Raw genomic sequence first — 12,342 nt, forward strand, 5'->3', positions numbered from 1 at the left:
ACCCCCACCGTGACCCCTACACCCACCGCCACGCCGACGCCGACGGACACGCCGAGCCCCACTCCCACCGACGAACCTACGCCGTCGCCCACCGAGGAGCCAACCCCCACCCCCACCGAGGAACCTACGCCGTCTCCGACCGATGAACCAACCCCCTCGCCTACCGAGGAGCCGACACCGACGCCCACCGAAGAACCAACGCCGTCACCGACAGCCGAGCCGACACCAACGCCAACGGTCGCTCCAACGCCCAGCCCGACCGTCGAGCCGACGCCGACTCCCGGTCCCGGCGACGACGAGGAACTGGTCTGCCCGCTGCTGGGAATGGTCGTGATCGGCGGCTTCTGGCTGGCCGCTTTGTTCCTGCTCGGAAGGCGCCAGCACTAACACCCGCTACGTGCGCCTGGTCACGTAGAAGCTGTAGGCCCCTTCATCCGGTAACGGCTCGCCGAAGTGCCGCCGCACCATCCAATACGCTGGAAGCAGGTTAACGCGGTTCCTCACCAGGATCCATCGACCGGTCAGCTTCCGCGTGACCAGGCACGGCAGGCACACGGCGTGGCCAATCTCCATCGTCGCCAGCGCCCGCGCGGAAAAATAATCCCACTGCCGTTCCACCTCGAAACCGACCCGCTCCAGCCGTTCCCGCCAGACCGACGGGCTGTCACAGTGCACGTGCCGCGAAATGCGGTTGAAGAAACGTCCGTACCACTGCGATGCCGTTCGCATCCGCAGCGAACTGAGGACGCGCGAGCCCAGCAGGAGCCGGGCGAACCGATGGTTCGGCACGCAGAACACGAAACGCCCCTTCGGCTGAATGACCCGGGCGATCTCGCGTAACGCGCCTTCCACGTCGGCGATGTGCTCGAGCACCGAGTTGCTGATCACCGAGGCGAAGGACCGGTCCGCAAAGGGCATCGCGACGGCATCGGCGCACACCGCCAAACGGTAGACCAAGCGGCGGCGGGCCTCCCGCACCATCACCGGTGAGGGATCGAGGCCGACGGCCACCGGCCGATCGAACGCCACCGACGCAAAGTGCCCGTCGCCGGAGCCGACGTCGAGCATCGGCTCCGGCAGCGCCAGTCGTCGGACAAAACACGCCTCAACCGACCGTAGTATCGCCCGGAAGTACGGCACGTCCTGAAGGTGTCGCCAGAGAATCTCCAGCGGGTACTCCGTCTCCAATTACCGTCTCTCCTGCAGCAGGTGCTCGAACAGCGTCTCGTACCGTGCCGCCACCGCCTGCGGGTCGTATCGCCCAAAAACGCCGCTCGGGGGACAAAGAGGGCGAGGCAGCGCCAGCAGTTCCAGAACCGCCGCCGCCAGGGCGTCGCCGTCGCCGGTCGGTACGACTCGCCCCATCCCGGTGCTCGCCACCGGCGTCCGGACTCCCGGCAGGTCCGAAACCGCCACCGGCACCCCGTGCATCATCGCCTCGATCTGCACCAGCCCAAAAGACTCGGTGGAATTCAGGCTCGGAACGACCAGCACGTCGACGTGGCGGTAGAACGCCGCCATCCGGCACGGGTCGAGCACGCCGAGAAACCGCCAGTGTCCAGCCGCCTCCAGCTCGCGGATGCGCGGCATCAGCCGATCGGCGTAGGCCTGCTCTCCGAGAACGTTCCGGTGCTGTCCCGCAAACAGCACGATCGCCCGTGGATACTTTGCCAGAATGCGCGGCAACGCGGCGAGCAGGACCTCGACCCCCTTCTCCGAGGCCAGCCGGGCCGCCATCGCCAGCACCGGCCCGCGTGACGAATCCAGACCGTGCTCCATCCGGAACCGCGCCGCCTCCTGGTCCGTCACCGTCGGCAGCGCGACGGGAGGATCGATCAGGACGGTCTTGGAGTTCCACCGGCTCAGGAAGCCGGAATGCCGCCGGTAATCGTCGGTATAGGTGACGATGCGGTCGGCGCACCGGCCGGCCACGAAATTTGCCGCCCGCACGACCCGCCCAGCCGCACGGTTGAACCATCCCGGCGGCAACTGGAGGTCGCAGTGAAACGTCAGCACACTCGGCCGGCCCGATAACCAGGCCCGCAGGGCGATCCCCGCCGCGTCAAACTGGGGCAGATGCAGGTGCACCACGTCGTGAGCCAGGACCATCCTCGTGGCCCACATCCCGATCGTGGGCATGATGACCCCTTTGCTCACCCGCGCGACCACCGGCACCCTCCGCACGCGAACGCCGTTTTCCATCGCGTCCCGCGGCAGGGTCGAGTCCCACTGCGACGTCAGTACGGTCACGGCATGGCCTCCGGCCGCCAGGGCCTCGGCGAGCCGCTGGGCGTAGACGGTGACGCCGCTGACGTGCGGCCGATAGTAGGTGAGAGCCGTGAGAATGCGCATCGCTTTACCCGGTAGCATACCGGCCCTATCGTTCAGCGTCAAAAGCTGTTCGCTGCAAGTTAAGCCTCCAACCGCTTTCTCCGATATCCACCGTAACGTGCACCGTCCGCCGCAGCGAGGCCCGGTCATCTCTTGAGAAGGGGCGGGCGAGTGCCGCGGAGCGCTGCGGCCAAGAGAACGGCTGCGGTCTGAGGCACAGTGAAAACGAGGAGGCAGCAGAGCGTCGCGGGTGACGCGGTGCGCAGGGTGACGCCGCGTCGGTTATCGGACGACCGCGACGGTCGCTGGCATTTCACGTAATGGCCAAACCAAAGGCTGGAACAGGATGGAGCGGCTGGCCCCGCACAGCGATTCTCATGCTGGTGGTTGGCTGGCCGGGCGCCGCGTTCGGCACCGATGGGATCGAGCCCATCGACGTCAGTACGCAGGCGCGCTGCCGCGGCGGCGCGGACGTCGCGGTGGGCGACTCGGCGCTCTCGCAAATCGAAAACCCGGCGAACCTGGCGCACCATCACGAGTACCGGCTGGACTTTTCAGCCCAAGCCACGTTTCCCAAGTGCCACTGGTCCAGTCCGGTGGACTCCGCCGCCTCCGAGGTCGACGTGGTTCCCCTGGGCAATCTGGGTCTGGCCGTTCCGGTGGACGACCGGCTGACCCTCGGACTCGGCCTGCACTCCAAGGCCGGCCTCTCGTCCAGCTATCACCTGCGCCACTGGCTGCTTCCGTTCTTCGACCGGAGGGTCAGTTCGGACCTGAAGGACATGAGCATCACCGGCAACGTCGGGTATCGCCTGACGGACAAGCTCTCGATCGGCGCCGGACTGCGGGCGGAGGTCGCCACGGCGGAATTCAACGTCGTGCTCGGACCGGCCGGCGTGCACCTGGGCCGCGGATACGCCTACGGCATGGGCTTCCAGACCGGACTGCACTACCAGGCGCGGGAGGATCTGGCGTTCGGCCTGGCCTACCGCTCGCCCACGTGGTTCACCGACATGTCGGGCGGCAGCGCCAAGGCGTCACTGTTCGGCCTTGTGCCGCTCGATCTGGGCAACGTCAACCTGGACGAGTTCCGAATGCCCCAGAAGGTCACCGCCGGCGTGGCGTGGGACGCCACCGACTGGCTCAAGCTGGTGGGCGAGGCCCGCTGGATCGACTACTCCTCCAGCTCGATGAATTCCGTCACGGTCGCCACCGACGGCTGGGTGGACCTTCGGGTCCCCTTCCCGATGGGCTATCGCGACCAGTGGGTGTTCATCGCCGGCGCCGAGTTCGCCCTGGACGAGCGCTGGACGCTGGGACTTGGCTACAACTTTTGCACCGAGACCGTGCCCGCCTCGAACCTCGTGCCGATCGGTTCGGTGATCGCCCAACACAACATGACGGTCGGGCTGCGGTACGACACCGGCACGTGGTGGGTCGGCGGAGGCTATATCCTCGGCTTCCCCATCACCGTCCGGAACGACGGTCCCAGCCGGATCCCGCTGGGGATCGACTACGGGTACAGCTCCTTCGAGCACGTCCAGCAGAGCCTCTTCTTCGGACTTGGTTACAGGTGGTAGGAGCGCGGGCCAGATGGAAACGGTATACGGACGCTTGAGGACGAAGCTGAACCAGGTGGTGGATTCCTACATCCCCGAAAAGATCCGCGTCACCAGTCCGGATGCGTACCGGCGGGCCAAAGTCGTCACCACCTTCTGGATCGCCATTGCGATCTGGTCGCCGGTCTTCGCGGTCGTCTATCACTTTTTGGGGTGCACCTCGGGCGGCTTGGCCATCCTGGCGGCGGGCGTCCTCGGATTCGGCGTGCCCCTGGCGTTCAAATGGACCCAGTCCTTCGCCGCCGCGGGCAACTACGCCGCCCTCGTCCTGTTCTTGGTGCTGACTTTTCTGATGTGCGTGACGGGAGGACTGCGGGCGCCGGCCGCCATGTGGCTGACCGTCGTGCCGATGACCTCGGTCTGCATGGCCGGGCCCAGATCCACCCTCATCTGGACCGCCGCCATCCTGGGCCAGCTGGCGACCTTCTACGGCCTCGAAACATGGGGGGTGCGGTTCGATCACCAGATGGCGTCCGGACAGATTCTCCTGCTTCAGCTTTCCTCCCTGGGCGGGCTGGTGCTGGTGCTGCTCTCGCTCTCCTGCCTCTACGAATCGACGCGAAATCGGGCCATTCAACTGGTCATGGAGCGGGAAAAGGCCCTGGGCGAGGCCCTGGACTGCAACCGCGAGGCCACGGCCAAGCTCGAACTCCTCAACCAGTCGCTCCAGCAGGAAATTCACGAACGCAAGCGGGCCGAGCAGGGCCTCCGACGAGAAAAGGTGCTCAGCGATTCCCTGATCGACTCGCTGCCCGGCATCTTCTTCTTGATCGACGAGAAAGGAAAAATGGTCCGGTGGAACGACAACTTCCAGCGGATCGTCGGATGCAGTCTGCAGGAGTTGCAGAATACCCCGGATGATCTGTCGGTGATCGCTGAGGAGGAACGGCAAGCGGTGGCGGCGGAAATTCAGAAGGCCTTTGCGGAAGGGCACGGCCTGCTCGAGGCGTCCCTCCTGGCCAGGGACGGCGGCAAGAGGGCCTTTTTCTTCTCCGGAGTACGGATCGAGATCGACAACCGCCCGTTCATCATCGGCACGGGCGTCGACATCGAGGAACGCAAGCGGGCCGAAGAGGCCCTGCGGCAGGCCAAGGACGCCACAGAGGCGACGAATCGGCAGCTCGAACAGGCGATCGAGCGGGCCAACGAGATGGCCGTTCAGGCGGAGGCCGCCAGCACCGCCAAGAGCCGCTTCCTGGCCAACATGAGCCACGAAATCCGCACGCCCATGAACGGCGTGATCGGCATGAACGAGTTGCTTCTGGGCACGCCGTTGAACGACGAACAGCGGGAATACGCCCAGACCGTGCGGGCCAGCGCCCAGTCCCTCCTCGAGATCATCAACGACATCCTCGACTACTCCAAGATCGAAGCTGAGAAACTCGAGTTGGAGTCGATTGACTTCGATTTGCGCAGTTGCTTTGCCGATCCGCTGCGGGTGCTGGCGGTCAAGGCCCACGAGAAAGGCCTGGAACTGGCCTGCCACGTCGACCACGGCGTGCCGGAGATCCTGGTGGGAGATCCGGGACGCCTGCGCCAGGTGGTCACCAACCTGGTGGGCAACGCGGTCAAGTTCACCGAACAGGGCGAGGTCGTGGTGTCCGTGGCCGCCGACTCCCAGACCGACCAAGAGGTCGGCCTGCACGTGACGGTGCGGGATACCGGAATCGGCATCCCACCCGAGATGCACCAGACGATCTTCCACACGTTCCGGCAGGCCGACGACTCGACCACCCGCAGATATGGCGGGACCGGACTGGGACTGGCTATTTCCTCGCAGCTCGTCGGCTTGATGGGCGGCCGCGTGTGGGTCGAGAGCACTCCCGGCCAGGGCAGCACCTTCCACTTCACGGTCCGGTTCGGACGGTCCACAACCCAGCCCGACACGACGCCCGCCGCGGGCCTCGAGGCCCTGCGGGATCTGCCCGTGCTCGTGGTCGACGACAACGCCACCAACCGCCGAATTCTGCAGGACACCCTCACCCGCTGGGAAAGCAAACCGTCGCTGGTCGACAGCGGCGAGGCCGCTCTGGCGGTCATGCGGGAGGCCCAGCGGAACGGCCGGCCCTTCCCGCTGGTGCTGCTGGACGCCTGCATGCCCGGGATGGACGGTTTCGCGGTCGCCGAGCGGATCCAGCGCGACCCGGCCCTGGCCGGCGCCACCGTCATGATGCTCTCGTCGGCGGGCCAGCCGACGAGCATCGCCAGGTGCCGTGAGCTGGGTATCGCCGTCTATCTCACCAAACCCATCCGGCAGGAGGAATTGATGGCGGCCATCCTCAGCGCCCTGCACACCTCGCCGTCGAAGGAAGCCAAGAACGATCCGCCGGTCGAATCGCCGCGCTCCCGCAGCCCCGCGTGCCGATCCGCGCTGCATGTCCTGCTGGCTGAAGACAACGTGGTCAATCAGAAGGTGGTGGTTCGCCTGCTGGAAAAATGGGGGCATACCGTCACCGTGGCCGCCAACGGCCGCATCGCCGTCGATCTCTGCGATCAGCAGACGTTCGACCTGATCCTGATGGACATGAGCATGCCCGAAATGGACGGCCTGAAGGCCACCGCGATCATCCGCGACAGGGAGAGGCTCACCGGCGCCCATACCCCCATCGTCGCCATGACCGCCCACGCCATGAAGGGCGACCGCGAGCGCTGCCTGGAGGGCGGCATGGACGGCTACGTCTCCAAGCCCATCCAGGTCGATCAACTGATCGAGGCGATCGAAACGCACGCCGGCGTCCTCCAGTAGCCGCCGCTCCAACCGCCGTTTTGCCGAAAACGCCCGCCGCCGGTATAATGGCGCCGCGAGCGGAGATCGGATCATGGCCCTCAAGCCGCGCCACATCCTGCACGTCGACATGGACGCCTTCTACGCGTCGGTCGAACAGCACGACCGCCCGGAACTGCGGGGCAAGCCGGTCCTGGTCGGCGGACGGGCCGAGGCCCGCGGCGTGATCTCCGCCGCCAGCTACGAGGCCCGCCCGTTCGGCTGCCGCAGCGCCATGCCGACCGGAACCGCCCTTCGGCTCTGCCCGCACGCCGTGCTCCTGCCCGTCCGGATGGATCGCTACCTCGACGTCTCCAAGCGGATCTTCGCGATCTTCGCCGAATTCACCCCCACCATCGAACCGCTCTCGGTCGATGAGGCTTTCCTCGACGTCTCCGGCTGCCAGAAGCTCCTCGGTTCGCCCGAACAAATCGCCCGGCGGATCAAGAGCCGCATCCAAGAGGTCACCGGCCTGACCGCCTCCGTCGGCGCAGCCCCCAACAAGTTCCTGGCCAAGCTGGCCAGCGACCTGAAAAAGCCCGACGGCCTGGTCGTGGTCGATCCGCAGCGCGTCGCTGAGTTCCTGAACGACCTGCCGATCGGGCGGCTCTGGGGAGTCGGGAAGATGACGCAGCCGAAGTTCGAGCGGCTGGGCCTGCGAACCTTCGGCGACGTGCGAAGGCTCTCGCAAGAGCAGCTCCAACGGCATTTCGGCAATGCCGGCGAGGATTTCTACCGCCTTGTCCGCGGGATCGACGACCGACCCGTGGTTCCCGACCGCGAAGCCAAGAGCATCAGCAGTGAAACCACCTTCGCCCAGGACATCGAAGACCGCCAACACCTCCGAGCCGTGCTCCTGAGCCAAATCGAGGAGGTGGCCCGACGGCTGCGGCGAGAGAAAATGCTGGCCCGGACGGTGCACCTGAAGATCCGTCTGCCCGATTTTGCGACCCTTACGCGCAGCGCCACGCTGGACACGCCGACCGACCAGACCGACGTCCTCTGGAACACCGCTGCGGAGCTCTTCGAACGCTGGGCAAGCCAGAGTCGCTCAGCCGTTCGGCTGATCGGCGCGGCCGCTTCGTCGCTGAGCGCGGGCGGCGAACAGCTCTCCCTGTTCGACCAGGACACCAGCCGCAAACGCCGCCAGTTGGATCAGGCCGTGGATCAGATCCGGGACAAATTCGGCTCGAAGGCCATCTTTCGAGGTGGTGCGCCGGAGCCGTAGGAGACTCGTCTCCCCTTCCGGACTCCCGCCTCACACCGAAACCCGCCACGCCTTGGCCACCGCCGCCGCGACCTGCCGGTGAACGGCACGATCGAGCATGTCCGGAAGCAACTGCTCACTCGGGGCAAGCCCGGCCAGCACGTGCGCCGCCGCCAGTTGCATCTCCGCTGTGATGTCGCCCGCCCGCGCATCCAGCGCGCCGCGGAAGAGACCCGGATACGCCAGCGCGTTGTTGATCGTCCGGCCGTCGGCCGCCACCGCCGCGCCGGCGCCGCGGGCGTCCTGAACGGCGATCTCGCCCACCGGGTTGCTCAGCGGAAAGACCAGAGGATCCTTGGCCATCGAACGAACCATCTCAGCGGTAACCATGTTCGGCCGGGCCACGCCGATGAAGATGTCCTTGCCGCGGAATCCCTCAGCCAGCGTGCCCTTCTCGCCCCGCTTGTTCGTGAGCCGGGCAAGCTCATGCTTGTAAGGGTTCATGCCCTTAGTCCGGTCGGCATGGATTGCGCCGGCTGAGTCGTAGACCACAATATCGCCGATCCCGTACGTCAGAAGAATCTTGGCGATGGCATAGCCCGCCGCGCCAGCGCCCAGGATCAGGGCCGAACACCGCTCGGGATTCCTGCCGGTCATCTTGAGGGCGTTGATCAACGCCGCCAGAAGCACCGTCGCCGTCCCGTGCTGGTCGTCGTGGAAGACGGGAATGTCCAGCGCGTCCCGGAGTCTCTGCTCGATCTCGAAACACGCGGGCGCGGCGATGTCCTCCAACTGGATCGCTCCGAAGCTGCCGGCGATCCGCTTGACCGTCTCGACGACCGCGTCGCTGTCGTGGGATTCGACGAGGATGGGAAACGCGCTGACGTGGGCGAATTCGGCGAAGATGGCCGCCTTGCCCTCCATCACCGGCAGCGACGCGAGCACCCCGATATCGCCCAGTCCCAGCACCGCCGTCCCGTTGGTCACGATCGCCACCCGGTCGCACAGCCCGGTCAGATGCCACCCCGCCGAAGGTTCGGCTTCGATCTTCTGACACACCCACGCCACACCCGGTGTATAGACCATCCGAAGGTCGTTCAATGCATTGATCGGCACGCGGCTCCTGACCTCGATCGCCCCGCGCCGGTGGATCTCCAGCACGTTGTCGGTCACCGCGGCGACCTCGACGCCCGCCAGTTGACCGAGGCGATCCAGAATGCTCTCGAGGTGCCGTTGGTCCGCGCAGTAGACCGTCACGTCGCGCACCTTGTGCAGCGCATCGACGCCGACGATGCTGATATCCCCCACGTGCGCCCCGCACTCGCCCAACGCCGTCGTCAGCACGCCAAGCATGCCCGGCCGGTCCTCCAGCCTGCACCGCAACGTGAAAACCAGGGGCGCGTGATACCGCTCCTGCCAGGTTGTATCCTTCAGATCCATGCGATTTCCTTTCTCCTCTCGATCAGTCACCGTAAGATTCTGAATTATACGAATCGCGCCACCCGCAAGCCTTCTCTTTTCCCTGACCGACGGCGATTCGGGCTTGCGTGAAGCGCCGGACCTGACCGCCTCGCCAGGCCGGACCGACCCGGACCGATCCCAAGCCGATCCGGTTCCCCCTTGACAGGCTTGCCCCTTCCTGATACCATCAAGCTAACCTGAAGCGCTTCAGGAGGCCCTTAGGGACCAGAAACAGGAGACGCCATGGTCGTGACGCTGGCGGATATTGCCAGGCGGGCGGGAGTGGCCCAATCCACCGCCTCAGCCGTCGTTAACGGCAAGGCGGCCAAACTGCAGATCGCCAAGACCACCCGGGAACGCGTCTTGCGGGCCTGCCGCGAACTGAACTACCGGCCGTCCTCCTCCGCCCGGGCGCTGGCGACGGGCAAGACCTTCTCGATCGGACTGGTCTGCGGCGGGTTGCACCTGCCGTACTTCGCCGAACTGGCCAGCCGGACCATGGCCGAAGCCGAAGCCCGAGGCTATCGGCTGCTGATCTCGACCACCCAGTGGAGCCACGAGAAGGAACTCCAGGGGCTGGACATGCTCCTTGGGCGGCAGGTGGACGGCGTGCTGCTGGCGGTGGCGGCCCTGACCCCGGACACCGCTGAGTACCAGTACGTCACCCAGCACCGCTTTCCGGTCGTCTCCTTCTACAGATCGCCGGGCCTCCCAACCGTCATGCACGACCTTCGGCCGGGCGTCACTGAGGCGGTCGACTACCTGCACAAGCTGGGCCATCGGCGGGCGGGCATCATCGCTGAGGACGCCAACCCTCTGAAGGTCGCTCCCTTTGTGGAGCGATGCGAACAGTTGGGACTGGCGGCGTCGGTGCGCCGGGCGACCAAGGAGATCGCGGACGCCCGCGCCATGGCGCGGGAACTGGCCGCAGAGCCGGACTTTCCGCCGGTCTGGCTGGTCGGCTCGGATTACCTGGCCGCCGGCGTGATCCGCGGCTTCCGTGACGCCGGGCTCGACGTGCCTCGCGACGTCGGCGTGATCGGATGCGACGATACGCCGATGGCCGCCTACATGCATCCGCCGCTGACCTCGGTGCGTCAGGATACCGGCCCGCTGGCGGCCCGGGCGATCGACCTGCTGATGGAACTGATGGACGGACGCGAGCCGCAGGCGACCCCAATCGCCCTGCCGACCCGCCTGATCATACGGGAAAGCGTATTGCCGGCGAAAAAGGAGTGCTGATCATGACCGAGAGACCTCGCACAAGGTGTTTCACACTGATCGAACTGCTCGTGGTCGTGGCCATCATCGCCGTGTTGGTGGCGATCCTCCTGCCGGCCCTGCAGAAAGCGAGGGACAGCCGCCTCAGTCGACCAACCGTTCGAACCCCTGACCCGCCTGCGGGCCAACCTGTGCCTCAACGGCGACCTCTGGCAGATCGCCGCCGCCCGGAGCACCGGCCGCTCGAGCGTGGATGAGAGCTACATCCCCACCGACGGCTGGGAACCGATCGCCGTGCCCACCTACGGCGTCGAGTACTACTTCCGCAACTACTACGGCTGGCCCCTCAAGGGCGGACGTTATGAGCCCAGCAAGACCGCCATCAACACCGAGTGGGCATGCGGCTTCATGCCCAACGAAGGCCGCGAAAACAACGCCATGTACCTGCGAACCACCCTCACCCTCCCAGCCGACTGGGAACGCCGGCGTCTCCTCCTGACCGCCGACATGATCCAGTACAAGGTCAAGATATGGGTCAACGACCAGTTGGCCTACGAAGGTTTCCACGGCTGGGTCGTGCCCCTGGAGGCCGATCTCTCGAAGTTCGTCAAGCCGGGCGAGAACACCATCATGATCTACTGCGGCCGGGCCTGGCTCTACCAGTTCGGCGAGTCCAGGGAAACCTGGGGACCGTACGGCGGCATCACTCTCAAGAGCGTGCCCGACGTCTACGTCTCCGACGTCTGGGTCATTCCTCACTGGCGGCAGGCGACCATCGAAACCAGAACGCAGATCACCAACACCGCCGATACGCCCTGCAAGCTGGTCCTCAACCAGAAAGCCGTCCTGCACAACCGAACCAAGCGCGACCTGGGCGATCAGGAAATTGAAGTGCCCGCCGGAGCAACCATTGAGCTCCGCCGCGATGTGCCCTGGTCCGACCCGGTCCTCTGGGGCATCGGCGGCGACTACGGCCAACCGGTCCTCCACCAACTCGTCTCAACCCTCAGCACCGACGGTCAGCCGACCGATCAGCACTTCCAGTCCTTCGGCTACCGCGAATTCTGGAAATCCACCTACGACTACTGGCTCAACGGCAAACGGCTCTTTATCCAGGGTAACGTACCCGACGGCCCAGCCGGCGGCGCGCCGCGCCAGTACTTCCGCAGCTTCTTCGCCCTGCTCCGCGACACGTGCAACACCAACACGCTTCGCGGCCACGACAACGTGCACCAGGGCCGCATCCCCGCCGAGGTCTGCGACGAGTTGGGCATGCTCTACGTGCCCAACATGTACCCGTTGCTCCGGCTGCCCGATCCCAATGAGCAGATCGCCGACGATATCGAATGGTTCAAGCAGACCCCGGAGCACCAGGAGAACGTCCGCCGCTACACCGCCTGGGTCAAGTGGCTGCGAAACCACCCATCCGTCGTGATCTACAGCACCGACAACGAGGTCTTTACCCAAGCCAGCGGCAAGCCCTGGGATGACGCCATCCGCGCGGACCGCCTGGCCGCCCTCTACGAACAGCTCGTCAACGAGCTCGACCCGACGCGCCTCGTCACCCGCGACGGCGACCAGGGCACCTGGGGCGCCAAGACCGGAGCGTGGGAACAGCCCGACGCCGACATCGCCAACTACCACTATCCCGAGCATCACCCCAAAACGCAAATCCTCAATTGGCAGTCAACCTACGGCAAGCCCGTGCTCTTCGGCGAGACCATTTACAGCGCCTACGG

The 12,342-nt window shown here is 65.9% G+C and carries 9 protein-coding genes and 1 pseudogene; 7 read left to right on the plus strand and 3 right to left on the minus strand.

Features of this window, described 5'->3' with window-relative positions; all coding sequences use genetic code 11:
- Nucleotides 1–288 (plus strand): annotated as a pseudogene (locus GXY33_20960) (hypothetical protein).
- Nucleotides 289–393: 105 nt separating this feature from the next.
- Here GXY33_20960 and GXY33_20965 read toward each other — a convergent pair.
- Entirely contained in the window at nt 394–1,188 is a 795-nt protein-coding gene (locus GXY33_20965; protein ID NLX07616.1) for a class I SAM-dependent methyltransferase, read from the minus strand.
- Nucleotides 1,189–2,352, minus strand: coding sequence for a glycosyltransferase family 4 protein (locus tag GXY33_20970; protein ID NLX07617.1), 1,164 nt, complete (start codon nt 2,350–2,352; stop codon nt 1,189–1,191).
- A gap of 299 nt (nt 2,353–2,651) precedes the next feature.
- Between GXY33_20970 and GXY33_20975 the strand changes: the two genes are divergently transcribed.
- The 3 genes from GXY33_20975 to dinB all read left to right on the plus strand — a co-directional run bounded on the left by GXY33_20975 (nt 2,652) and on the right by dinB (nt 7,942).
- Nucleotides 2,652–3,911, plus strand: a complete 1,260-nt coding sequence (locus GXY33_20975; protein ID NLX07618.1) for a hypothetical protein — start codon at nt 2,652–2,654, stop codon at nt 3,909–3,911.
- A gap of 13 nt (nt 3,912–3,924) precedes the next feature.
- Nucleotides 3,925–6,696, plus strand: a complete 2,772-nt coding sequence (locus tag GXY33_20980) for a response regulator (protein ID NLX07619.1) — start codon at nt 3,925–3,927, stop codon at nt 6,694–6,696.
- 73 nt (nt 6,697–6,769) lie between these two features.
- Nucleotides 6,770–7,942: a DNA polymerase IV gene (gene dinB / locus GXY33_20985; GenBank protein NLX07620.1), complete on the plus strand. Its 1,173-nt coding sequence runs from the start codon at nt 6,770–6,772 to the stop codon at nt 7,940–7,942.
- A gap of 30 nt (nt 7,943–7,972) precedes the next feature.
- Here dinB and GXY33_20990 read toward each other — a convergent pair whose 3' ends face one another.
- Nucleotides 7,973–9,361, minus strand: a complete 1,389-nt coding sequence (locus tag GXY33_20990; GenBank protein ID NLX07621.1) for an NAD-dependent malic enzyme — start codon at nt 9,359–9,361, stop codon at nt 7,973–7,975.
- Between the two features lie 264 nt (nt 9,362–9,625).
- On the opposite strand from GXY33_20990, the gene GXY33_20995 reads away from it, so the two are divergent.
- The 3 genes from GXY33_20995 to GXY33_21005 form a co-directional block, all read left to right on the plus strand.
- Nucleotides 9,626–10,624, plus strand: coding sequence for a LacI family transcriptional regulator (locus GXY33_20995; GenBank protein NLX07622.1), 999 nt, complete (start codon nt 9,626–9,628; stop codon nt 10,622–10,624).
- A 2-nt stretch (nt 10,625–10,626) separates the two neighbouring features.
- The gene (locus tag GXY33_21000) at nt 10,627–10,860 is read left to right on the plus strand and encodes a prepilin-type N-terminal cleavage/methylation domain-containing protein (GenBank protein ID NLX07623.1); all 234 of its coding nucleotides are present in this window, start codon (nt 10,627–10,629) and stop codon (nt 10,858–10,860) included.
- The coding region (locus GXY33_21005) for a hypothetical protein (GenBank protein NLX07624.1) at nt 10,853–12,342 on the plus strand (1,490 nt) is incomplete at its 3' end. The genes GXY33_21000 and GXY33_21005, both read left to right, overlap by 8 nt.

The sequence above is a fragment of the Phycisphaerae bacterium genome, assembly GCA_012729815.1.
Taxonomy (GTDB): domain Bacteria; phylum Planctomycetota; class Phycisphaerae; order JAAYCJ01; family JAAYCJ01; genus JAAYCJ01.

What these genes read in the sequence shown, in the direction of transcription:
- GXY33_21000 (NLX07623.1), top strand. Translation starts at nt 10,627, where the DNA reads ATGACCGAGAGACCTCGCACAAGGTGTTTCACACTGATCGAACTGCTC.
- GXY33_20980 (NLX07619.1), top strand. Translation starts at nt 3,925, where the DNA reads ATGGAAACGGTATACGGACGCTTGAGGACGAAGCTGAACCAGGTGGTG.
- GXY33_20970 (NLX07617.1), bottom strand. Translation starts at nt 2,352, where the DNA reads ATGCGCATTCTCACGGCTCTCACCTACTATCGGCCGCACGTCAGCGGC.
- GXY33_20975 (NLX07618.1), top strand. Translation starts at nt 2,652, where the DNA reads ATGGCCAAACCAAAGGCTGGAACAGGATGGAGCGGCTGGCCCCGCACA.
- GXY33_20990 (NLX07621.1), bottom strand. Translation starts at nt 9,361, where the DNA reads ATGGATCTGAAGGATACAACCTGGCAGGAGCGGTATCACGCGCCCCTG.
- GXY33_20995 (NLX07622.1), top strand. Translation starts at nt 9,626, where the DNA reads ATGGTCGTGACGCTGGCGGATATTGCCAGGCGGGCGGGAGTGGCCCAA.
- dinB (NLX07620.1), top strand. Translation starts at nt 6,770, where the DNA reads ATGGCCCTCAAGCCGCGCCACATCCTGCACGTCGACATGGACGCCTTC.